Here is a 22,322-nt window from a genome sequence, read left to right on the forward strand (position 1 = left end):
GCTGGCTTGTGTCATGCGGTGTATGCGACGGCTTTTTTCAGACAGAACCTAGTGATGCTCAGCATTCTCCCGCTGTTTTCATCCACTCTTCATCCGAGACATCGCTGAGAGTCAAATCGAAGACCTGGTACATAGCTTTGATCGCCTCGAAAGCATCCTTCTCTGAAACCTCTATAGCTGACACACCCAAGCAATCAGCGCGATTAATCCTCCTACGCGGATTGCCCTCTGGATAAGGGTGAATGTAGGCGTTCCGGATCTTATTCAGCTCGTCCACCTTATCCAAAAGCACCTCTTGCCCCGTGGTCAGGTCGCGTAAGCAAGTAACCGCTTTTGACGCCGAATCAACGGCTACTTTTTTGTGTTTCTTGATTCCACGCTCAGCTATTTCAGTGAGCAGCATGTGTTCAATGCTACTCATCGCTGAAGCCATCGAGGCCAGGAAAGCACCAGATATGTAAGCCGATTTCGCGTCCTCCATCATGGCCAAAGGCTCGTCAATACCAACGTAGCTTGCCGGTTGAATGAAATGCGAAATGGCGACCATCCGGTGCGCCCGTTGAAGGCGACTTTTCTCGTCGGAACGCTGCAGGGCTTCTACACACATATCTAAATTCGACACTCGTTCGTGCCCTCAATCTTTAGGTTTGAACGTAATATACGCGAGATATCCATGACCACAGCAATCGACCTGTTCGCCGGCCTCGGCGGATGGAGCACCAGCGCGCGCGACGCAGGCGTCCAGGTTCTCTGGGCGGCAAACCACTGGCCGGTGGCCGTTGAATGGCACAGCGCCAACCACCCTGACACGCAGCACGTTTGCCAGGACTTGCACCAGGCCCGCTGGGAGCAGGTGCCGGCACACGACATCCTGCTGGCCTCGCCCTCCTGCCAGGGCCACGCCAAAGCCCGCGGTAAGAAGTCGGGAAACCCGGAACACGACGCATCGCGGTCGACGGCCTGGGCGCCGGTATCGGCTCTGGAGTTTCACCGACCGCAGGCAGCAGTGATCGAGAACGTACCGGAGTTCACCGACTGGGTGCTCTACGCTGCTTGGCTCCAGGCCGTGCAGGCGCTGGGGTACCAGGCGGCACCGCATATCGTCGACTGCGCCGACCTCGGCGTGCCACAGCACCGGGTGCGCCTGTTCATGGTACTGACCCGCAGCAAGGCACCACTGATGCTGCAGCTGCCGCAGGAACGGCATGTGCCAGCCGCCAGCTTCCTCGACTTCGACTCTGGGCGCTGGTCGCAGATCGATAAGCCAGGCCGAGCCCAGGCCACGCTCAACAGGGTGCGCAATGGCCGCCAGCGCTTTGGCGACCGGTTTATCATGCCTTACTACGGCAAAGGCTCCGGAACCACCGGTCGCGACATCAACCGGCCGATCGGCACCATCACCACCCTGGACCGCTGGGCCTTGGTCGACGGCGACCGCATGCGGATGCTCAGCGCCAGCGAGGCCCTGGCCGCCATGTCGTTCCCTGCTGACACCCTGCGGCCGGACAACCACCGGCTGACCATGCATATGGCCGGCAACGCGGTACCGCCGCTGGCAGGTCAGCGCATAATCGAAGCCCTCATGAACTCAATCTAGCCGTATCGACTAGATTTTTTGTGCACCTCCAGTTCAATATCATCTATTTCCTTTTTAATAACGGTGATCAGCCTAAGCTTGTTCCCTATCTCATTCTTAACAAAAAGCAAGTCTTCAGGACTCAAAGGCAGACAGCTGCCATTCCCGCTAATGTATTCACCATAGTTGGCATATGTCGAATCAAAACCATATGCTCAACCATCTCAGTTGACAGGGCAGTTACAGGAACTTCATGAAGCATCGAAGCGCAATGTTTCATATCATGCCAAATCGGATCACCGATCGATTTAAGTGGCACCGAACCCGATGCGCTTCGTTCTGGCTCGTAAAATCTCTTCACGTCCTGAATGGCAGGGACCAATATCGCCACGAATATACCCAATATCACACCGACAGCCTGAGCCCATCCAGCGCTATCAGCGGGGAGCCACTTATGTTCGACCCAGCACCCAACAGAACCAACTAGCACCCAACTTGAGCTGCTCAAAATAATGAGTATCCATATCCAAATCGTTGCCATTCTTCTATTTATCAACTTAATCAAGTCCCAAAACCTCTTCGTTTTTTTGGGAAAAATACACTGTTCTAGGCTCTGTACGAAAAGAGATGTCGCAAACACCGTATTGAACAAGCCAGTGAGACCATGGCGGCATAACTTTTCGCCAGCTTGTCGAAGCGTGTCACGATCCTGCGGTTCTCTTTCAGCCAGCCAAACATGCGTTCGATGATGTTGCTCTGTCGGTATTTAGGCCGATCGAACAGCCTGGGTAAGCCAGGCTTGGGTTTGCGCTTCATTGAGCGCAGCGGGATGACGGGCTGCATTCGATATTGATCGCAGTAGCGGCGTAGCGCTTCGGCGTCGTAGCCCTTGTCGGCCAGCAGCCATTTACAGCGTTTACGCGGGCGACCACGTTGGCTGGATGGAATGCTGACTTCGTCCAGGAGAGGCTGGGCGTAGCTGATATCACTGGCTTGACCGCCAGAGAGAAGGAAGCGCAACGGTGTCCCGTTGGCATCGCAGGGCATGTGAATTTTGGTGGTCAGGCCACCGCGACTGCGACCTAAAGCGTGATCGGCAGGTTCGTCAGGCCCCCTTTTTTCCGAGCGCCAGATGAGGCTCGGGTTGCACGTACTGCGGTCGAATCGATCATCCAGGTTTGCAGATCAATCAGGCCCTTGTCATTCAGCCTGAGCTGCAAGCGTTTGAACATCTGATCGAATGTCCCTTGGTTTCGCCAACCTCGGAACCGTTGATACACCGTTGACCACGGGCCAAATCGGTATGCCATATCTCGCCACGCAGCCCCCGAGCCGAGCACCCAGAGCACGCCATCGAGCATCAGGCGGTCGCTCAGGCGCGGCCGGCCGCGGCCATGGGTTTCGATGAAGAGATCGGAGACCACATCCCAGGCCTCGTCCGAGAGTTCGTAACGCTTTGCCATCACAGAATTCCTTTCCGTAGATGGCGGGCACTCTACAAAATCTCAGCTCCCGAGGCGCGGCGATTGGGTTTCTCGGGATTTCGTACAGAGCCTAGTTTGTATGACCAGCCTGGTAACAACAGGGGCTTCTGGCTCGCACCGCAGTGGTGGGGAAAGGGCTACATGCGTGAGGCATGCCGGATTATCAATGCCTATTGGTTCGAGACGTTGTCGCGTCCGGTCATGCGGGCTCCCAAAGCGATTGCCAACAACGCATCTCGCAAGATCTCGGAGCATGAGGGCATGCGCTTGGTAGAGGTGCGGGCAGGCGATTTTGTATCTGGACCGATGGAGGTCGAAATATGGGAGATGACGCGTGCTGACTGGTTAGAGATGGCCTTCAACCCGGACGGCGCCAGCGCCAAGCCCTCGAAAGGCTGAAGTTTCGGAAACTCAAGCCTTTGGTTTCGGAGCGCTTGGCATTTTTAACCCGCAAATAAAAACCCCGCAGACGTTAATCTGCGGGGCTTTCGAATGGTGGAGGCCGAGGTCGGAATCGAACCGGCGTAGACGGATTTGCAATCCGGAGCATAACCACTTTGCTACTCGGCCTCAAAGGTCGGATCTAGCTGCTTGCGCTTTGCTATCTCCTTGAAACGCTGAACCTTTTTCAAAGTTTGCTGCGTTTCGATGGGCGCCATTATGTCTTCATTCTTTTAACCTTGCAACCCCCTGAACGAAAAAAAATTTCAACGGGTTCAAGGTGTTAGCGCAGGCGACCGAGTTTACTCCACAAACCCACCACCGTGTTCTCCACCGCGCCACTGGCGGCGACGCCGATGCGCTCCTGCAGGCTCTTGCGCTCGGCATAGTGCAGGTGGAACAGGTTGGCATTGCGCGCGCGCTCGCTCAGGTACTCGTCACTGGTCTGCAGTTCGTCCACCAGCTTGCGGTTGAGCGCCGCCACACCTAGCCACACTTCGCCGGTAGCCACTTCGTCGATGTGCAGCTGTGGGCGGTAGCGGGCGACGAAGTCCTTGAACAGCTGGTGAGTGATGTCCAGGTCTTCCTGGAACTTCTCCCGGCCCTTCTCGGTGTTTTCGCCAAACACGGTCAAGGTGCGCTTGTATTCGCCAGCGGTCAGCACTTCGAAGTCGATGTCGTGCTTCTTCAGGAGGCGGTTGACGTTGGGTAGCTGGGCTACCACGCCGATCGAGCCCAGCACGGCGAACGGCGCGCTGACGATCTTCTCGCCGATACAGGCCATCATGTAACCACCGCTGGCCGCGACCTTGTCGATGCACACGGTCAGCGGAATGCCCGCCTGGCGAATGCGCGCCAGTTGCGAGGCGGCCAGGCCGTAGCTGTGCACGAGGCCGCCGCCGCTTTCCAGGCGCAAGACCACTTCGTCACGCGGGGTCGCGAGGGTCAGCAGCGCGGTGATTTCGTTGCGCAGGCTTTCGGTGGCCGAGGCCTTGATGTCGCCATCGAAGTCCAGCACGAACACCCGGCCTTTCTCATCGGCCTTGCCCTTGCCCTTCTTCTGCTGCTTTTCGGTCTTGGCCTGCTGCTTGCGCAGGGCTTTGAGCTGGGCTTTGTCGAGCAAGCCGGACTCCAGGCGCTCGCGCAGGTCCTTGTAGAACTCGTTCAGGCGGGTGACCTGCAATTGCCCACCCGATTTGCGCCGCCCTTTGCCACGCAGGCCGGCGATGGCTGACAGCACCACCAGAATGGCGATAACCAGGGTGGCGGTTTTGGCGAGAAAGCTTGCGTATTCGGCAAGAAACTCCACGTTGACTCCTTAAAATGCCTGCGCCACTTCGGCGCGTAACTGCTGCAAGCATACCGTTGCGTCTGACGTGCTGCCAGCCGGTGCAAACGCTGGCAACATCTTTCAAACAACCTTTTCAAACGCTTGTATGTTTTTTCGTTGACAGCCCGTGTGCCGCATCCTAACCTCGCAGCAACCTCCAACAGGCCGGAACCTTTCGTGGGCAACCTCTACCTGATCCGACATGGCCAAGCCTCCTTCGGTGCCGATGACTACGACGTCCTCTCGCCCGTGGGTGTGCGCCAGAGCCAGGCGCTGGGTGAGCACCTGGCCCAGCTCGGTGTACGGCTGGACCGCTGCGTGGCCGGCGACTTGCGCCGCCAACAGGATACCGCGCGCCTGGCGCTACAGGCGCTGCAGGCCAGTGGCAGTGCGGTGCCGGCTGTTGAGACCGACAAGGCGTTCAATGAGTTCGATGCCGACGGTGTGATCCGTGCCCTGTTGCCCGGCCTGCTGCCGCAAGAACCCGATGCCCTGCAGGTGCTGCGTAACCCGGCCCAACACCGCAGCGAGTTCCAGCGCCTGTTCGCGCTGATGGTGCAGCGCTGGCACGATGGCGAGCATGCCGACGACGGCTTGGAAACCTGGCAGGCCTTTACTGCCCGTGTACACGGTGGCCTGCAGCGCGTGCTGGATGCCGCCGGCAGCGGCGACAATGTCGCCATTTTTACCTCGGGCGGTACCATTGCCGCCCTGCTCCACCTGGTTACCCGTATTACCCCCGGTCAGGCGTTCGCGCTGAACTGGCAGATCATCAACACGTCGCTCAGCCAGCTGAAGTTCCGCGGCCGCGACGTGGCACTGGCTTCCTTCAACAGCCAGGCCCATGTGCAGCTGTTGAGGGCGCCGGAGCTTGTCACCTACCGATAAGCCCGGCTAGTTTGTGTCCCTGCGGGGACGTGTAAATCACTCTATAAGGAATGCGCCATGACCTCCGTAGCTGATGCCGTCAAAAAGATGCAAGAGAAGTTCAACCCATCCGCTGCCGCCGGCCTGGACCTGGTGTTCGGCTTCGACATCACCGACGAAGGCAAGAAGTACGCACTGATCGTCAAGGACGGTACCTGCGACCTGCAGGAAGGCGAGAACCCGGACGCCAACTGCACCCTGGTAATGGACAGCGAAACCCTGAAGGGCATCGTCAGCGGCGAAACCGACGGCATGCAGGCCTTCATGGGCGGCAAGCTGCGCGTTGAAGGCGACATGATGCTGTCGATGAAGCTCAGCGAGCTGTTCCCGTCCTGAGGGCTGGGAAAGCCGGATGATCGAAAAACCGAAGCCTGACCGGCTTCGGTTTTTTTTTGCCTGTGTGCTTATTCAATTCAACTGGCTTCCACGGAAGCCTTGTGGGAGCGGGTTCACCCGCGAAAGGGGAGACGCGGTTTATGGCACCGGCTTCGCCGGTGTTCGCGGCTAAAGCCGCTCCCACAGGGATCGCACCAGCTTTTCGATATTGTGCAGGACAGTAGCTTCCATAAGGCCCGGCAGGCCCTATCAAGCCAGTTGATCGTACAGCAACACCCTCACCTATATGGCACTTGGCACGCTTGTTCCAACCTCGGCAGGCCATTAGATTAGCCAATAGTCCTTGCGATCGAGAATAAGGAAACCGCATGACGCTCACCGACCAGTCCACCCAGGTACGCCCCGGCGAAGAACTCGACGCGGCCGTCATCGACCCTTACCTCAAGGCCAACATCCCCGGCCTGGAAGGCCTGCCGAGCATCAGCCAGTTCCCTGGTGGCGCCTCCAACCTCACTTACCTGGTCAGCTACCCAGGTCGCGGTTTTGTGCTGCGCCGCCCGCCTTTCGGGCAAAAGGCCAAGTCAGCCCACGACATGGGCCGCGAGTTTCGCATTCTCAACCAGTTGAACAGTGGCTTCCCCTACTGCCCTAAAGCCTACGTACACTGCACCGACAGCAGCCTGATCGGCGGCGAGTTCTATGTGATGGAACGGGTCAAGGGCATCATCCTGCGCTCGGACATCCCGGCTGAACTGAACCTTGACGCTGAACGTACCCAAGCCCTGTGCAAAAGCTTCATCGATCGCCTGGTAGAGCTGCACCAGGTGGACTACAACGCCTGCGGCCTGGCCGACCTGGGCAAGCCAGAAGGCTATGTGCAGCGCCAGGTCGAGGGCTGGACCAGCCGCTATGAAAAGGCCCTTACCCCGGACGCACCGCGCTGGGAGCAGGTAACCGCCTGGCTTCACAAGAAAATGCCCGCCGACCACCCGCGGCCCGGCATCGTGCACAACGACTACCGCTTCGACAACGTGATCCTCGACGCCGACAACCCCATGCGCATCATCGGCGTGCTGGACTGGGAAATGGCCACCTTGGGTGACCCACTGATGGACCTGGGCAACAGCCTGGCCTACTGGATCGAAGCCCACGACCCGGCGCCGGTGCAACTGATGCGCCGCCAGCCGAGCAATGCGCCGGGCATGCTCAGCCGCCGTCAGTTCGTCGACTACTACGCCGAGCGCGCCGGCATTCGCCTGGACAACTTCGATTACTACTATTGCTATGGCCTGTTCCGCCTGGCCGGTATCGTCCAGCAAATCTACTACCGCTATTACCACGGCCAGACCCAGGACAAGCGTTTCGCCCAGTTCATTCACATGAACCGCTTGCTGGAGCAGATGACCCTGCAGGTCATTGCCAAGTCCAGCCTCTGAGCATTGCCCACGACGACGGATAACAAGGAAAACAGCATGTCCAAGACCCACCTGTTCGACCTCGACGGCAAGATCGCCTTCGTTTCCGGCGCCAGCCGTGGCATTGGCGAGGCCATCGCCCATTTGCTGGCGCAGCAAGGTGCCCATGTGATCGTTTCCAGCCGTAAGCTTGACGGTTGCCAGCAGGTGGCCGACGCCATCGTCGCGGCTGGCGGCAAAGCCACGGCGGTGGCCTGCCACATTGGTGAGCTGGAGCAGATCCAGCAGGTGTTCGCCGGCATCCGTGAACAATTCGGGCGCCTGGACGTACTGGTCAACAATGCCGCCACCAACCCGCAGTTCTGCAACGTGCTGGACACCGACCCGGGCGCCTTCCAGAAAACTGTCGACGTGAACATCCGGGGTTACTTCTTCATGTCGGTGGAAGCCGGCAAGCTGATGCGCGAGCATGGCGGCGGCAGCATCATCAATGTGGCGTCGATCAACGGGGTTTCGCCCGGGCTGTTCCAAGGCATCTACTCGGTCACCAAGGCCGCAGTCATCAACATGACCAAAGTGTTCGCCAAGGAATGCGCCCAGTTTGGTATCCGCTGCAACGCACTGTTGCCGGGCCTTACCGACACCAAGTTCGCCTCGGCACTGGTGAAGAACGACGCCATCCTCAACGCCGCCCTGCAGCAGATTCCGCTCAAGCGCGTGGCCGACCCCAAGGAAATGGCCGGCGCGGTGCTGTACCTGGCCAGCGATGCCTCCAGCTACACCACCGGCACCGCGCTCAATGTCGACGGTGGCTTCCTGTCCTGATCAGGCCTTGAGCGCCACCAGGGTGTAGCTCAGGGGCAGGCGTGCGGGCTGTTCGCGCAGGCGATACTCACCGTCGTCGCCCTTGACCATCTGCCCCGGCAGCGCCTCCCAGGGGATGCTCTGGTGCTCGACCAGCGCGGTCAGCTGCAGGCCGTGGGCCAGCAAGGCGCTGATCACCTCGCCCAGGCCGTGGTTCCACTCGTGGGTTTCAGTGTGGGCCAGGCGCTGGTCGGTTTCGACGTAGGTCTGGTCGTTGTGCCATACCGTCGGCTGTTCGTGCTCGAAATACGGGTATTCCAGCTGCAGGCGGTCTTCATGGTCCTCGTTGACGGCCATCAACATCGGGTGACCATCGCGCAGGAACAACCGCCCGCCCGGTTTCAGCAGGGCTGCGACAGTGCGTGCCCAAGGCTCGATGCGGGGTAACCAGCAAAGTGCGCCAATGCCGGTGTAGACCAGGTCGAAGGTGCCTGCCGGCAGCACCTGGTCAGCGGCATACACGTCGGACTCGACATACTCGATAGGTGCGCCGCAACGCTCGGCCAATGCCCGCGCTTCGGCCAGTGAAGCGGCGGAATAGTCCAGCCCGCAAACCTTGGCGCCGAGGCGTGCCAGCGAGAGGGTGTCGGTACCGATGTGGCACTGCAAATGAACGGTGTTGAGCCCGTCGATACTGCCAAGCAATGGCAGGTCGAAGCGCACGGTTTCGGAAAGGTGAGCGCGGTTGCGGACCAGTTGCTCGACTTCGTAGTCCTTGGAAGCAGCGTGCAGCGGGGCGCGTTCATCCCAGCTGGCACGGTTGAGTTGCAGGGAGCGGTCCATGGTGTCGTCCTTGTGGGGTAAGCGGCTGATGCTAGCTTTCGCCGCGCCCCTCACGACAGCACTACCTTGCTAAAAATTGTAAGCTCACGCGACCACTGTGGGGGCCCGTACCGGCCACTCGGTGCATGGCACGGGCTTCGCCCGTGTTCGCGGGTGAACCCGCTCCCACAAAGGTCGCGTTGCTTCAGGCCCTATGCAAAATGCAAAACCTGTGGGAGCCGGCTTGCCGGCGATGAGGCCAGCACAGGCAACACAAGGCCGTTACAGGCAGGTAGCCGCCGCTGCCCGGCGCTGCAGCGCCACCCCGTCGTTCTTCTGCGCGTAGTAATCCACCCGCGTACCACCCGCCTGCGGATACACATCCACAAACGACTCGGCCTCACGGGTATACACCGTCAACCCACCCTGCTTGCGCGGCTCCAGGTAGCCACTGGCGTCGTCGCCAAACACCTTCTCTTCCTGCCAGCTGAACTGGATGCACTGGGCCACCAGCTCGGGTGCCTTCTGCGAGTCGAGCTGCGCAGTCGGCTTGCCGCCGCGTGCAGTTTCCATGGTCGCAGAAGCACAACCGACCAGCATCAGCGCCGCGGCCATCGGCAGAATCGCACGCATGTTCCATCCTCAGGGTATTCAAAAAGAACGCGACTCTAGCACTGGCAGGCATCGCGAGTGAATTGTCACGCACCTGCCGTTGTCGCAGACAAGACATGCAGCCACAAGGAGTACCTCATGAAACTGCACTATCTGCTATTCGCCGCCCTGCCCTGCCTGCCATTGGCCGCCACCGCCGCACCGTCCAGCGAAGAAAGCATCACCGCCCCGGAAACCCACAACCGCGAACTGAAAGTGGGTGACAAGGCCCCGGACCAGTACAAGCGCGACGACCAGACCATCAAGGACTGGCAAGCCAAAGGCCTGCCCGCGCCAGAAAAGGAAAGCCACTGGGTGCGCATGGGCGACCACTATGTGCTGATACAAATCACCAACGGCGTGGTACTGGCCATCCAGCCGGCGTCCTGACTCAATCCACCTCGACCCGCGCCGCCATGTGCACGGTATTGCGCCCGGCGGCCTTGGCCTGATAAAGCGCCGCATCGGCCTGGGCCAACACGCTGGCGGTACTGTCTTTCGCGCCCGGCACGCCGCACCACAGGCCGACGCTGAAACGCAGTTCGATCTGGTCACCGGCAAAACGTGCCGGGCTGCGCGCAATGGCCTCGCGCAGCCCTTGCAGGGCCGCCATCGCGCCGTTGCGGTCGGTGCCAGGCAACAGCAGCAGGAATTCCTCGCCGCCGTAACGCCCAAGGCTGTCACCCTGGCGCAGGCGCTGCTGCAGCTGGCGCACGCAGTGGCACAGCACTTCGTCGCCGGCCAGATGCCCATACAGGTCGTTGATGCGTTTGAAATGGTCGATATCGATCATCGCCACCGCCAGGCTGGCCTGCTGCTCCCGCGCCCGGTCCAGCTCGACGGCGAAGCGCTCGACAATCGCCCGGCGGTTGTAGGTACCGGTCAGCACATCATGCAGGGCCAGGTGCTGCAGGCGCGACTCGCTGCGTTCCTTGGCCATCAGCACCAGGCCGATCGAATACATCATTACCGTGGCGGTGCCGATTGCCACGGAAATACTCTGTTTCAGGTTGCTAGTGTCGTAACGCATCTCCACCGCCGTGCCGTTGGCCACCGCCACCACGCGCATGCCCAGGCCGACCAGGCTGATCAGCGCGCCAATCTCCAGCAGCAGGTGGGCCCTGCCCGGCCGCTCGGCATGGCGCCACGCCCAGTACAGGATCAGCGAGCACTGCAACATCAGCACCAGCGTCGCCAGCAGCATGCGCGGTTCCAGCGTGTCGAGCAGCAGCATCAGCCCCACCAGCATGCACGCCGGGATAACGAAGATGACCCGCCAGGGCACCACCTGCTCACGCACCCGGAACAGGCTGGCCGTATAGAAAGCCAGGGCCAGTGACAGCAAGCTGTTGCCCAGGCCATAACTGAGCCACAGCGGCGCCTCGGTGTAGACGGTGTAGCAAACGTAAGCCAGGGCATGCACCAGCAGCCCACAACCGGTGAGCATCAGGTTGTCACGCCGGTTGCTGCGCCCGACCAGCAACAGGCAGAACGCCAGGATGGTGGCAACCAGGGCAACAGCGGCGAACAACGTGGGGGTGTGCGCGATCATCATGATTCACTGTGTGGCAGATTGCCGTCTTGGCTGCGGCTTGCCCAGCAGTTTAGGGCTGTAGCGGCCGTTCGGCCATGACCGAACGGGACAGAACAGCATCCGGCAAGCACGCCGCTCATCGCGGGCGGCACAATTTTTTGCCCGTCCGGGAAACCAAATGGATCGATCCCAGTCTCAGAAGGTGCGCCGTAAACCTATGCGTATCAAGGACCTACCTTTTTATGACCCGTCTTGCAAGCCTTTCGCTGGTTGCCGTTGTCCTGCTGACCGCAGGTTGCCATAGCCATCGCTACCATGACGACGACGATGGCTGGCGTGACCGCGACCGTGACCATCGCCACCACCATCGGCACGACCGCGACGATGACGACGATCGTCAATACCGCGGTGACCGTTACTACCGCTGAAGCGTCTTTTCAGCCCTGACCCGCCGCCCGTTGCGCGGCACCTTAACCCGATGATTTCTTGAGGTTCGTATCATGCGTCTGACTCTGCCTTCCCTTGCCCTCGGCCTGCTGCTGTGCCAGGGCGCTTTCGCCGGTGACGGTACTGCCGCCATTGGCGGTGGCCTGGGTGGTGTCCTGGGCAACGTTGTTGGTCAACAACTCGGCGGCAAGACCGGCGCAGCCATTGGTGCTGGCGTTGGCGGCGCGGCCGGCAGTGCGGTTGGCGCACGCAAGGGCAACCGTACCGAAGCCGCCATCGGCGGTGGCCTGGGCTCAGCCGGCGGCTCGCTGCTGGGCGGCGCGGTCGGCGGCAAGACCGGTTCGACCGTAGGTGCCGGCCTGGGCGGCGCGGCCGGTGGAGCCCTGGGCAACCACCTGGGCGACGACAACCGCGGCAGCAAGAAGCACCGCCGTCACCGTCACTGATTCGGTGACCTGAAAGGCCCATCAGCCGATGGGCCTTCCTGCGCGATCGATGTAGGAGCGGCCTCGTGTCGCGATCGGGCTGCGCAGCAGCCCCAACGATCTTTGCAGAGGCACAACATCCTGGGGCTGCTACGCAGCCCGATCGCGACACGAGGCCGCTCCTACAGCGGGCCCGACTGCCGCCCAACGATGCAAAACCTGCAGCACATCAACACCCCCTTCAGCACAAGCTGGCACACTGGCTGCTACTGTCTATCGTGCCCCCGTGTGAAGGAACACCCCCTCCCCATGAACCAAGAGCTGCTCTGGGTCCTCGGCCTGCTGGCCATTGTCGTCGTCCTTTTCGTCATCAACCGCCCACGCATGGACGTGGTCGCGCTGCTGGTGATTCTTGCCCTGCCGCTACTCGGCATCCTCACCGTGGAGCAGGCCCTGGCCGGTTTCAGCGACCCCAACGTGGTGCTGATCGCCGCCCTGTTCGTGATCGGCGAAGGCCTGGTGCGCACCGGCATTGCCTACCGCATCGGTGAGTGGATGAGCGAGCGGGCCGGCAACAGCGAGGCACGCCTGCTGGTGCTGTTGATGGTGTCGGTGGCCGGGCTGGGCTCGATCATGAGCTCTACCGGTGTGGTGGCCATTTTCATCCCGGTGGTACTGAGCATCGCCGCCCGCCTGCAACTGTCCCCCAGCCGCCTGATGATGCCATTGGCCTTCGCCGGCCTGATCAGCGGCATGCTCAGCCTGGTCGCCACACCGCCCAACGTGGTGGTGCACAGTGAGCTGGTACGCCATGGCCTCGCTGGCTTCAGCTTCTTCAGTTTCACCCCGTTCGGCATGGTGGTGCTGGTGCTGGGCATCGGCTACATGCTGCTGACCCGCAAGTGGCTCAACGGCGAAGTACGCAAGGACGGCCGCGTGGAAAGCCGCCGCACCCTGCTGGACCTGGTGCTCGACTACAAGCTCAATGGCCGCGAACGGCGCCTGCGCATCCGCCCTCAATCACCCCTGGTCGGCCACACCCTTGGCGAGCTGGAGCTGCGTACCCGTCACGGCGCCAACGTGATCGGCATCGAGCGCCAGCACAAGTTCACTACCCGGGTGATCACGGCTGACTCCAGCACCGTGCTGCACCAGGGCGACGTGCTGCTGCTCGACCTGTTCGCCAACCGCGACGACCTGCGCAACCTGTGCCAGACCATGCAGCTGGAACCGCTGCACTTCAAGGCCGCCTATTTCATTGATCAGTCCCAGGAGCTGGGCATGGCCGAGGTGTCGCTGCCACCAGGCTCGCAGCTGATCGGCAAGAGCATTCTCGAACTGGCGTTCCGCACCCGCTACGACCTCAACGTGGTCGGCCTGCGCCGCGAGCAGGCGGCCATCGAAGAACAGCTGGTGGAAGAAAAGCTGCGCCTGGGCGACACCCTGCTGGTGGTCGGCCCGTGGAAGGCAGTACGCCTGTTGCAAAGCAAACCCAAGGACTTCCTGGTACTGAGCCTGCCAGCAGAAATCGACCAGGTGGCCCCAGCCCGTACCCGCGCGCCGCAGGCGCTGCTCAGCCTGGCGGTGATGGTCGGGCTGATGGTCAGCGGCGCGGTCCCCAATGTCATCGCGGCACTGATCGGTTGCCTGCTGATGGGCGCAGGCCGCTGCATCGACATGAACAGCGCCTACCGGGCCATCCACTGGCAAAGCCTGGTGCTGATCGTCGGCATGCTGCCGTTTGCCCAGGCACTGCAGAAAACCGGCGGCATCGACCTGGCAGTGGGTGGGCTGGTCAGTGTGCTGGGGGGTGCCGGCCCGATTGCCATGCTTGCCTGCCTGTTCGCCGTAACGGCAGTGATCGGCCTGTTCATATCCAACACCGCGACTGCCGTGCTGATGGCGCCCGTGGCGGTCAGTACAGCAGCGCAACTGGGCATGTCACCCTACCCGTTCGCCATGACCGTGGCGCTGGCGGCTTCGGCAGCATTCATGACGCCAGTGTCATCCCCGGTCAACACGCTGGTACTGGGGCCGGGACAATACCGCTTCGCCGACTTCGTCAAAGTTGGCGTGCCGTTCACGCTGCTGGTGATGCTGGTGACAGTATTGATGGTGCCATGGTTCTTCGGCCTGTAGCGCCATTCGCCATCAGTAAAGGCAAATTTGCATTATCTCGACCGATCGCGGCAGATTGACATCAACTACTCTGACGAAACACACTGCTTGCCATTGCCCCAGGTGCTTCAAGGCGTTGTCCTGGATTTCGTTTCCGCTTGCCGGTCGAGCCCATGGTTTTTCCAGCCCAATCGCGCTTGTTGCCTTATGTTGTCCTGCTTGGGCTGACCTTCGGCCTCACCCTGGGCGGCATCCTGGCACGCCCGATCGAGTCGTTGTCGTTGTTCTGGCCGGTGAATGCGGTACTGGCCGGGATTCTGTTGCGGTACCCCCGCCAAGCCACGCTGGCCGGCTTCAGCCTGGTATGGCTGGCCATGATCGGTGCCGACTTGCTATGCGGCAGCGCCTGGGTACCGGCACTGTGGTTCAACCTGTGCAACCTGGGTGTGGTGGTGACCCTTTGGCAATTGCTGTCACGCTTGCCGCGGGTTCACCGTCGCATGCGCACCCCACACGGCGTACTCAGCGTGTTCGCGGCCTGTGCCGCCGGCGCCATGGTGGCGGCCAGCATGGCGTCGGTCATGGCCGCGCCGTGGTTCGAACAGTCCCTGAGCGCTACCTGGCTGGCGTGGTTCAGCGAACAGTTTTCGACCAGCGTGCTGGTAATGCCGGTGCTGCTCACAGCACCCTCGGTGCGGGCTCTGATACGCGGTGGCGCCCAGCCCATCCGCCTGGCGCCGCTGTTGGTGCTGCTGGCCTCACTGGCGCTCAGCATCGCATTCGGTGGCCCCGGCGCAATTGCGTTTCCGATTGCCGCCTTGCTCTGGTGTGCCTGGACCTACTCACCGTTCATGGTTTCGCTGCTGACACTCACCGCCGGCAGCACCCTGATCGTGGCCGTGGCACAAAACCTCATGCACTTTATCGTGCCGCAAAGCGAGCCTGGGGTGACCACACTGATGTCGGCACGCCTGGGCATCGCCATGCTGGTGCTAGGGCCGTTGGTGGTGGCCTGCGTCAGCCAGGCCAACCGTAGCCTCATGGCCCGCCTGGCGCACCAGGCCACCATCGACCACCTCACCGGCGCACTCACCCGCAGCGCCTTCACCCGCCGTGCCAACGCGCTGCTGGACAGCCGCCAGCAGCACGCCCAGGCACTGCCACTGACCCTGATGATGCTGGACATCGACCATTTCAAGCTGATCAACGACGCCCATGGCCATGCGGTCGGTGATCAGGTATTGCGCCAGTTCGCCAGCACCCTGCATGACCAGTTGCACAACAATGAGCTGTTCGCGCGACTGGGCGGCGAAGAATTCGTCGTGGTCCTTGCCGGCCTGGCACCGGAGCGGGCCAAGTTCACCGCCGAGCGCCTGCGCCGCGCCGTGCAGGACCTGCATGTGGTACAGGCTGACCAGCGCCTGCAGATTACCGTGAGTATCGGCTTGGCCGGCTGCGACGCCGACATGCCGGCGCCCAGCCTGGACGTATTGCTGGCAAGTGCCGACCAGGCGCTGTACCGGGCCAAGGCCCAGGGCCGCAACCGCGTCGAGCAAGCCGAGCCACAGCGCCGGGTGATCTGAACTAGCCGGCCAGCAAGTCCCACGACAGCTTGGCGATCAGCACGCACAACAACACCAGGAACAGCCCGCGCACGAAACCGGCCCCCTTGCGTACCGCCAGCCAGGTGCCGGTCAGTGCCCCGAGGATGTTGCACACCGCCATGGGCAAGGCAATGGCGTACAGCACGTTGCCGGTCGGCACGAAAAACACCAGTGCCGCCAGGTTGGTGGCAATGTTCACCACCTTGGCCGAAGCCGAAGCATGCAGGAAGTCCAGGGCAAAGAAGCGGATGAACAGGAAGATCAGGAAGCTGCCGGTGCCCGGCCCGAACAGGCCATCGTAAAAGCCGATCGCGCCACCGATCAGCACCGCCAGGCACTGCTCCTTGCGGCCGATCTGCGCAGGCTTGTGCAGGGTGCCGAAGTCCTTCTTGCAGAACGTATAGACAGCCATCAGCACAATCAGCACCAGCACTGCCGGGCGCATCACACTGGGCGGCACCAGCGACACCGTGGCGGCGCCGGCAAAGGACATGACAAAGGCACTGAGCGCCGCCGGCACGATCAAGCCCCAGTCCAGCGTCACCTTGCGAATGAACGAACGCGCCGCGAAGGCCGTGCCACACACCGACGCCAGTTTGTTGCTGCCAAGCAATGCCGCCGGTTGCGCCGTGGGCAGCACGTTGAACAGCGCCGGGATCTGGATCAGCCCGCCACCCCCAACGGCGGCGTCGATCAGGCCAGCGGCAAAGGCGAACACAGAAAGTACAGCAATATCCATCATGACGCGGTTCCAGGCAGTGAAGACGCCTGCAAGGCTAATCAAACTGGTGCGCTTGTGTTGAAATGCCATATTGCAAAAACTGCAACGAGGAACAGGCAATGGCGTTGGACATGCTGCGGGAAATACAGGCGTTCGTCAGCGTGGCGCACAAACGCAGCTTTGTCGCCGCCGCCCGCGCGCTGGGGCGCTCACCTAGCGCAGTAACCCGCGCGGTACAAACGCTGGAAGACAACACCGGGAGCAAACTGCTTAACCGCAACGCTAGCGCCGTGACGCTGACCGAAGCGGGCGAACGCTTGCTGCCCCACGCCGAACGCTTGCTGGATGTGCAACGCGATGCTGCCGATGAACTGGCCGCACTCAGCGGTAGCGCACAAGGCTGGATTCGCTTTGCCGTGCCACAACTGCTCGCTGAACATGTACTGCCGCAAGTGCTTACGGCGTTTTCCCGTTGCCACCCCCAGGTGACGCTAGACGTGCAGTACAGCGACGAAGCCCTGGACCCGCTGCAAGGCAAACTCGATTTCGTGGTGCGCGGTGCCTTCCCGCAGTCGAGCGAGCTGATCGGCTACCCGTTGTGGCCCTACCAGCGCTACCTGTATGCCAGCCCGGCCTACCTGGCCCAGGCCGGCACGCCGCAACACCCGGAAGACCTTGAGGGGCATACGCTGATCCTGCACACCGCGCCCCGCATCCTCAAAGCCTGGCACTTCTGCCGCGACGGGCAGATCACCAGCCTGCGCCCCAGGCCCGGGCTGCGCCTGGGCTCGGGCGCTGCGGTGTACCACTGCACCTTGGCCGGGGCCGGTATCGCCCGCCTGGCAGCCTGGGTTGGTGACCCGCAGGTGAAGGCCGGGCGCCTGGTGCGGGTATGCCCGCAATACCGCCTGACCTCCAGCAGCGGCCAGGCCCCGCAGATGCATGCTGTGTACGCTGCAGGCGAACTGCCGGCGCGGGTACGTGACTTGTTGGCAGCCCTGCGCCACGCTGGTATGGCCCACCGCAACAGCCCTTGAAACGGCTGTTCAATTTCTGCTCAATTCAACAGAGCCCGCTATAGGCTTGGCTTGCAGCACTTTATCCACAGACCTACCCACGTTTTTTGTGGACAGAATTCCCAGCGCAAAGAACAACTTATCGCACAAGCAGGAGTGCCGTATTGGCCAGCCTGACCAACTCGATCCACTCCAGCGTACTGATCACCCCGGCTTGCTCCAGCGCCTCGGCGTTGCGCAGTGCCTGGTCATAGCCCTGCTCATCAAGCGTACCCTCGGCGAGAAAACGGCTACGCCACTCCAGCATGGCTGAAGTGCCTTTCTTGCATTCCATTAATGTGTCGACTCCAAGGTAAAAAGGCCGGCCCGAATGAACGGCGGCGGGAGACTACACGAGGCTTTTACACTTGAGAATGACTTGCAGCTACCGCTGGTCCAGCGGTGCAAAGCGGGAAAATACTGGCTATTTGCCAAGAAATTGGGCCCGTCGTTGAAGTAGACGGGCCGCGCGGGAAAAATGCAGGTGAACTCAACTTGGCGGAATGGTGCCAAGAAGACCGATCAGAATCGTCAGCAGCAGAAAACCACCCAGGAACAGCGACAGCTTGCCCATTGGAACCTCTACAGTTGTGATGCGGGAATGGGCATATTGTCCGACTTGGGCTGATACGGTTACAGATTCAGGTTGGTGGAAAAAAAGCGGATCAGATGAGCCTTGCGGGAGCGCTCTACCTGACCTCAGCTTACCCGGTTGTACCCCCCCACCACGCCGCCCCGCGACAGCACCCACTGCCACAACTGAATGTCTCGCGCGCGAAAAGCGCCGGCACAGGACAACAGGTAGTAACGCCACATACGCCGGAAGCGCTCACCCAGTTCGTTGGCAAACAACTGCCAGTGCGCCTCGAAGTTGGCGTGCCAGGCCATCAGCGTACGGTCGTAGTCGGCGCCAAAGTTGTGCAGATCTTCCACCACCAGCAAGCCATCGGCGGCATCGCCGATCTGGCCGATCGAGGGCAGGTCGCCATTGGGGAAAATGTATTTGTCGATCCAGCGGTCTGGCACGTCGCGCCGGCGGTTCTTGCCGATGGTGTGCAGCAACAGCAGGCCTTGGTCATCCAGGCAGCGCGCGGCCACCTCCATGAAGGTGCGATGGTTCTTGCGCCCCACATGCTCGAACATGCCGATGCTGACGATCCGGTCGAAGCGCTCGTCCAGCTCACGGTAGTCCTGCAGGCGAAACTCCAGCGGCAAGCCCTTGTAACGCTTCTGCGCCCATTCGCACTGCTCGCGGGAAATGGTCACCCCTACACATTCGACCCCGTAATGTTCGGCGGCATATCCCATGAAACTGCCCCAGCCACAACCGATGTCGAGCACGCGCATGCCCGGCTGCAGGCCAAGCTTGCGGCAGATCAGGTCGAGCTTGGCCACCTGGGCCTGCGCCAGGTTGTCGGCCCCTTGCCAGTAACCACAGGTGTAGACCATGCGCGGATCGAGCATGGCCGCGTAGAAGTCATTGCCCAAATCGTAGTGGCGCTCGCCCACCGTCCAGGCACGCTGTGCCGTCTGCCTGTTCAGCAGACGCGCCTGTAGCGCATGCCAGACCAGCGCTGAAGGGTTGACCTGGTCGGGTACCTGGGCGCGCAGCAAGCGGCTGAAAAACTCGTCCAGTTGCTCACAGTCCCAGGCGCCATCCATGTAGGCCTCGCCCAGGCCAAGATTACCTTGGGCCAAAGCGCGTCGGGGGACGTCGGCATCGTGCAATTGCATGTCCCATGGCATCTCGCCTTCCAGGCCAAGCTCGGCCTGGGCCAGCAGTGTGCGGGCAAAACGGGTGCTGCGGTTGTCCTGTGCGGGGTCGCACAGCGAATTGGAAAGCTCGGAAGGCATGGTGTGTCCTTGTCGATATTGGAGAGCGGGCGCGCAATCAGTCGTGCTGCGGCCCTTGGTGCAGTTGCAGCACCACTTCCAGTTCCTTGCGCAGCCATGGCTGCTCAATCTGTGGCAAACGGGCTTCGAGTTGGCGGGCGACCCAGCGCTGGCCACGGGCAATAAACTGCAGACGCTGGGGCAAATCGCTGATGGTCATGGCCTTGGCGTAGAACTCGCCAATACCACCGCCTGGCTTGGCATCGAGACGTTCCAGGCAGTGGCGCAGGCGTCGACAGCTTTCCGCTTCGCCGTGGTGCAGTTGCTCCAGGCGTTGCAGCAACGCCGGGTCATCGGTTTCGCGGGCACTGTCGAGCATCAGCCGTGCACCCGCTCGCTCGGCACGCATCAGCATGCGCAGCCAGTCGATCAGGTCGTCGGCGGGGGATTGAGCCAGGGTCGGTACTTCACAAGCGTGCGACATGGGAAAACTCCTGAAGCCGCTCTGGAACGCGGCGACGGAAGGAGCTTAGAGCCCTCACGCGCTGAAAATAATTGAAATTAAATGGGCTTTGAGTGCAACAAACTGAATACAACCCAAAGCTCATGGCGTTAACTGCAATTTTTTTGCAGTTAACTGCGCTACCGTTAAGCGAGCCAACGGTACGGCTCAGCTCAATTGCTGAAGTTTTTCCGCCGGCAACCAGCCCAGTTCGCCATTGCCATGGCGCCGGCACCAGACCCAGCCATTCAGCGGGCGCACCATCTGCACCAGCTGCCCTGGGTCGGCGTCCAGTTCGTGTGCACAGTAATGGTCCAGCGCCCTGCCCTGGCACACGCCAAGTCGCTCGATCAGTTGCGCCGGTACCCAGCCGGGTTCCTGGCCGGTGCAACTGCACAGGTACCAGTCCTGCCAGCCGGGCTCGCCTTCGTAGCGCGGGCCGATATCCAGCAAAGTGCCCTTGGCGAAGCGGATGGGCCGTGGGTATTCACTGCGGTGGGGTTCGATCACAACGTAATGCATGGGCCTCTCCTTGGCCGGAAAACCTACGACCCTGGCAGTAGCGGCAAAGCCGCCATTGCCCGGTGTTTGTATCGTTATGTGTAGAAAGTGAGCACTGATACACAAGAACGCGCCTAACTGGCTAATCAGACATATCGGCGATACAGCCGTCGACTTTACTGGCATCCACCAACCCGAACCGCTGGCTTTGCCAAGGAGATGTCCGATGCCTGCCCGCCACTCGACCACCCGTTTCAGCCGCACCCTGCTCGCCTGCGCCCTGCTACCGCTTGGCCTGATGGCTACAAACATCGCCACCGCAGCACCTCAAAAGCCGCAAATGGCAACAGTAGCGGCAGATAACTTCGGCCCGTTGAAACACATCAACGCGGGCGTGCTCGATGTGGCCTATGTGGAGCAAGGCCCGGCCGACGGCCCGGTGGTAATCCTGCTGCATGGCTGGCCCTATGACATTCACAGCTTTGAAGAAGTTGCACCCGCCCTGGCGGCAAAAGGTTACCGGGTATTAGTGCCCTACGTGCGCGGCTACGGGCAAACCCGCTTCCTGTCGGCGCAAACCCCACGCAACGCCCAACCCACGGCGCTGGCCAGCGATGTCATCGCCTTCATGGACGCATTGCATGTCCAGCACGCTGTGCTGGCCGGCTTCGACTGGGGCGCACGTACCGCCGATATCATCTCGGCACTGTGGCCCGAGCGGGTCAAGGCGCTGGTATCGGTCAGCGGTTACCTGATCAGCAGCCAGGAAGCGGCCAAGGCACCACTGCCACCCAGCGCCGAGCTGCAATGGTGGTACCAGTACTATTTCGCCACACCGCGCGGCCAGGCTGGCTACGAGCAGAACCGCCACGCCTTCGCCAAGCTGATCTGGCAAACCGCCTCGCCCAAGTGGGCCTTTGACGACGCTACCTTCGAGCGCAGCGCCCAGGCCCTGGACAACCCGGACCAGGTGGCGATAACCGTGCACAACTACCGCTGGCGGCTGGGCCTGGCCCAGGGTGAAACGCGCTACGACGCGCTGGAGGCGAAGCTGGCCAAGTTCCCTGCCATCGCCGTACCCACCATCACGCTGGAGGGCGATGCCAACGGTGCGCCGCACCCACCGGCAGAAGCGTATGCGCAGCGCTTTACCGGCAAATACCAGTACCGCCTGATCACTGGCGGGGTTGGCCATAACCTGCCGCAGGAAGCACCACAGGCGTTTGCCCAGGCGGTGGTGGATGCGGATCACCTCTAGGCAGGAGCAGGCAATTGCTACTTAAGATTTCCAAACCCACAGCAGGCCCTGGATGCAAGCCAGTCAACGGCCTGCCTGGCCAATAACCCATTGCGAGCAGTCACCACGCGGGGTTGCAGCCGGTTTGAAGGACACGATTTGAAACGCAGCTTGTAGGACCTTTTACCGCGCAGCGTAGGAATAATCGAAGAAGTGGCATTTACCTGTATGAAACATCAGTTTCTCCAGTAAATTCGAGCTGTTACGGTCCATTTTTCCTACAACGGCACGGAGGCCCACAGCGTGAGAAAGGCATGGACCCGTTCAATAGCTCGGCCCTGAAACTGCAGAAAAACTTGCTTAACCTGCGGGTTGAGCGTGATCGCCTGAGAAGTGAGGGCAAGGACAAGGAAGCGGACCAGCTGGCGGGGCCGATTGCCAGGCTGGAGGCGGCGTTGCGGCAGTTGCCGGAGGGTATGCAGCCGCAGACCCTGCAGTAAGGGATGATGGCGGTGCATGGCACCGGCTGCGCCGGTGTTCGCGGCTAAAGCCGCTCCTA

General features: G+C 61.4%; 24 protein-coding genes, 1 tRNA gene and 1 pseudogene. 14 read left to right on the forward strand and 12 right to left on the reverse strand.

Translation table 11 applies throughout. From position 1 onward, the window contains the following. Positions 1-58: 58 nt before the first annotated feature. On the reverse strand, positions 59-622 hold the full coding sequence (locus IAE39_RS23890; RefSeq protein WP_201206986.1) for a hypothetical protein: 564 nt from the start codon (positions 620-622) through the stop codon (positions 59-61). A gap of 51 nt (positions 623-673) precedes the next feature. Between IAE39_RS23890 and IAE39_RS23895 the strand changes: the two genes are divergently transcribed. Then, positions 674-1,597 (forward strand): DNA cytosine methyltransferase, encoded by a 924-nt coding sequence (locus IAE39_RS23895; protein WP_201206987.1) that lies wholly within the window; start codon positions 674-676, stop codon positions 1,595-1,597. A 585-nt stretch (positions 1,598-2,182) separates the two neighbouring features. Here IAE39_RS23895 and IAE39_RS23900 read toward each other — a convergent pair. After that, positions 2,183-3,039, reverse strand: a protein-coding gene (locus IAE39_RS23900; RefSeq protein ID WP_201206988.1) for an IS5 family transposase whose coding sequence is annotated in 2 segments (ribosomal slippage) — positions 2,183-2,698 and positions 2,701-3,039 — 855 coding nt in all. Because the reading frame shifts where the segments join, the coding sequence is not laid out codon by codon here. Between the two features lie 15 nt (positions 3,040-3,054). On the opposite strand from IAE39_RS23900, the pseudogene IAE39_RS23905 reads away from it, so the two are divergent. Beyond that, a pseudogene (locus IAE39_RS23905) lies at positions 3,055-3,459 on the forward strand (GNAT family N-acetyltransferase); the annotation flags it as partial. Between the two features lie 97 nt (positions 3,460-3,556). Here IAE39_RS23905 and IAE39_RS23910 read toward each other — a convergent pair. Both IAE39_RS23910 and sohB read right to left on the reverse strand, forming a co-directional pair. Next, a tRNA-Cys gene (locus IAE39_RS23910) sits at positions 3,557-3,630 on the reverse strand. Positions 3,631-3,784: 154 nt separating this feature from the next. Continuing rightward, positions 3,785-4,810: a protease SohB gene (sohB, locus tag IAE39_RS23915; protein WP_201206989.1), complete on the reverse strand. Its 1,026-nt coding sequence runs from the start codon at positions 4,808-4,810 to the stop codon at positions 3,785-3,787. A 198-nt stretch (positions 4,811-5,008) separates the two neighbouring features. Here sohB and IAE39_RS23920 point away from each other — a divergent pair, with 198 nt between their 5' ends. The 4 genes from IAE39_RS23920 (at position 5,009) to IAE39_RS23935 (ending at position 8,334) form a co-directional block, all read left to right on the forward strand. After that, on the forward strand, positions 5,009-5,719 hold the full coding sequence (locus IAE39_RS23920; protein ID WP_201206990.1) for a histidine phosphatase family protein: 711 nt from the start codon (positions 5,009-5,011) through the stop codon (positions 5,717-5,719). Between the two features lie 57 nt (positions 5,720-5,776). Next, positions 5,777-6,094, forward strand: coding sequence for an SCP2 sterol-binding domain-containing protein (locus IAE39_RS23925; RefSeq protein ID WP_172218639.1), 318 nt, complete (start codon positions 5,777-5,779; stop codon positions 6,092-6,094). A 368-nt stretch (positions 6,095-6,462) separates the two neighbouring features. Then, complete coding sequence (locus IAE39_RS23930) at positions 6,463-7,530, forward strand: phosphotransferase family protein (protein WP_201206991.1); 1,068 nt, start codon at positions 6,463-6,465, stop codon at positions 7,528-7,530. A gap of 36 nt (positions 7,531-7,566) precedes the next feature. Further along, positions 7,567-8,334 carry an SDR family oxidoreductase gene (locus IAE39_RS23935; protein ID WP_201206992.1) on the forward strand — a complete coding sequence of 256 codons (768 nt, stop codon included), beginning with the start codon at positions 7,567-7,569 and terminating at the stop codon, positions 8,332-8,334. Here the strand turns inward: IAE39_RS23935 and IAE39_RS23940 are convergent, their stop codons facing one another. Beyond that, complete coding sequence (locus IAE39_RS23940) at positions 8,335-9,156, reverse strand: class I SAM-dependent methyltransferase (RefSeq protein ID WP_201206993.1); 822 nt, start codon at positions 9,154-9,156, stop codon at positions 8,335-8,337. A gap of 261 nt (positions 9,157-9,417) precedes the next feature. Beyond that, entirely contained in the window at positions 9,418-9,768 is a 351-nt protein-coding gene (locus IAE39_RS23945) for a hypothetical protein (protein ID WP_201206994.1), read from the reverse strand. 117 nt (positions 9,769-9,885) lie between these two features. Here IAE39_RS23945 and IAE39_RS23950 point away from each other — a divergent pair, with 117 nt between their 5' ends. Beyond that, positions 9,886-10,176, forward strand: coding sequence for an RcnB family protein (locus IAE39_RS23950; RefSeq protein WP_201206995.1), 291 nt, complete (start codon positions 9,886-9,888; stop codon positions 10,174-10,176). A 1-nt stretch (position 10,177) separates the two neighbouring features. On the opposite strand, the gene IAE39_RS23955 is transcribed toward IAE39_RS23950, so the two are convergent. After that, positions 10,178-11,338 carry a GGDEF domain-containing protein gene (locus tag IAE39_RS23955; RefSeq protein ID WP_201206996.1) on the reverse strand — a complete coding sequence of 387 codons (1,161 nt, stop codon included), beginning with the start codon at positions 11,336-11,338 and terminating at the stop codon, positions 10,178-10,180. A 224-nt stretch (positions 11,339-11,562) separates the two neighbouring features. On the opposite strand from IAE39_RS23955, the gene IAE39_RS23960 reads away from it, so the two are divergent. From IAE39_RS23960 to IAE39_RS23975, 4 genes are all read left to right on the forward strand, one after another. Continuing rightward, complete coding sequence (locus tag IAE39_RS23960) at positions 11,563-11,748, forward strand: hypothetical protein (RefSeq protein WP_201206997.1); 186 nt, start codon at positions 11,563-11,565, stop codon at positions 11,746-11,748. A gap of 72 nt (positions 11,749-11,820) precedes the next feature. Further along, positions 11,821-12,213 carry a glycine zipper domain-containing protein gene (locus IAE39_RS23965; protein ID WP_016498896.1) on the forward strand — a complete coding sequence of 131 codons (393 nt, stop codon included), beginning with the start codon at positions 11,821-11,823 and terminating at the stop codon, positions 12,211-12,213. A gap of 288 nt (positions 12,214-12,501) precedes the next feature. Further along, on the forward strand, positions 12,502-14,331 hold the full coding sequence (locus tag IAE39_RS23970) for an SLC13 family permease (RefSeq protein ID WP_201206998.1): 1,830 nt from the start codon (positions 12,502-12,504) through the stop codon (positions 14,329-14,331). 137 nt (positions 14,332-14,468) lie between these two features. Next, positions 14,469-15,893: a GGDEF domain-containing protein gene (locus IAE39_RS23975; protein WP_201206999.1), complete on the forward strand. Its 1,425-nt coding sequence runs from the start codon at positions 14,469-14,471 to the stop codon at positions 15,891-15,893. A gap of 1 nt (position 15,894) precedes the next feature. Here the strand turns inward: IAE39_RS23975 and IAE39_RS23980 are convergent, their stop codons facing one another. Continuing rightward, positions 15,895-16,656, reverse strand: a complete 762-nt coding sequence (locus IAE39_RS23980) for a sulfite exporter TauE/SafE family protein (RefSeq protein WP_201207000.1) — start codon at positions 16,654-16,656, stop codon at positions 15,895-15,897. A gap of 98 nt (positions 16,657-16,754) precedes the next feature. Between IAE39_RS23980 and IAE39_RS23985 the strand changes: the two genes are divergently transcribed. Then, positions 16,755-17,672: a LysR family transcriptional regulator gene (locus tag IAE39_RS23985; RefSeq protein ID WP_201207001.1), complete on the forward strand. Its 918-nt coding sequence runs from the start codon at positions 16,755-16,757 to the stop codon at positions 17,670-17,672. Between the two features lie 118 nt (positions 17,673-17,790). On the opposite strand, the gene IAE39_RS23990 is transcribed toward IAE39_RS23985, so the two are convergent. The 4 genes from IAE39_RS23990 to IAE39_RS24005 all read right to left on the reverse strand — a co-directional run bounded on the left by IAE39_RS23990 (position 17,791) and on the right by IAE39_RS24005 (position 20,547). Then, positions 17,791-17,985 carry a hypothetical protein gene (locus tag IAE39_RS23990; RefSeq protein WP_201207002.1) on the reverse strand — a complete coding sequence of 65 codons (195 nt, stop codon included), beginning with the start codon at positions 17,983-17,985 and terminating at the stop codon, positions 17,791-17,793. 404 nt (positions 17,986-18,389) lie between these two features. Further along, entirely contained in the window at positions 18,390-19,544 is a 1,155-nt protein-coding gene (gene cfa / locus IAE39_RS23995; protein ID WP_201207003.1) for a cyclopropane fatty acyl phospholipid synthase, read from the reverse strand. A 37-nt stretch (positions 19,545-19,581) separates the two neighbouring features. Beyond that, complete coding sequence (locus IAE39_RS24000; RefSeq protein WP_201207004.1) at positions 19,582-20,007, reverse strand: DUF892 family protein; 426 nt, start codon at positions 20,005-20,007, stop codon at positions 19,582-19,584. A 186-nt stretch (positions 20,008-20,193) separates the two neighbouring features. After that, positions 20,194-20,547, reverse strand: a complete 354-nt coding sequence (locus tag IAE39_RS24005; RefSeq protein ID WP_201207005.1) for an SH3 domain-containing protein — start codon at positions 20,545-20,547, stop codon at positions 20,194-20,196. A 205-nt stretch (positions 20,548-20,752) separates the two neighbouring features. Here IAE39_RS24005 and IAE39_RS24010 point away from each other — a divergent pair, with 205 nt between their 5' ends. Together IAE39_RS24010 and IAE39_RS24015 are read left to right on the forward strand one after the other, a co-directional pair. Beyond that, positions 20,753-21,784 carry an alpha/beta fold hydrolase gene (locus IAE39_RS24010; protein ID WP_201207006.1) on the forward strand — a complete coding sequence of 344 codons (1,032 nt, stop codon included), beginning with the start codon at positions 20,753-20,755 and terminating at the stop codon, positions 21,782-21,784. A 293-nt stretch (positions 21,785-22,077) separates the two neighbouring features. Next, the gene (locus IAE39_RS24015) at positions 22,078-22,263 is read left to right on the forward strand and encodes a hypothetical protein (protein ID WP_201207007.1); all 186 of its coding nucleotides are present in this window, start codon (positions 22,078-22,080) and stop codon (positions 22,261-22,263) included. The last annotated feature ends 59 nt before the right edge of the window (positions 22,264-22,322 follow it).

The organism is Pseudomonas sp. S37, from assembly GCF_016658545.1.
Taxonomy (GTDB): Bacteria; Pseudomonadota; Gammaproteobacteria; order Pseudomonadales; family Pseudomonadaceae; genus Aquipseudomonas.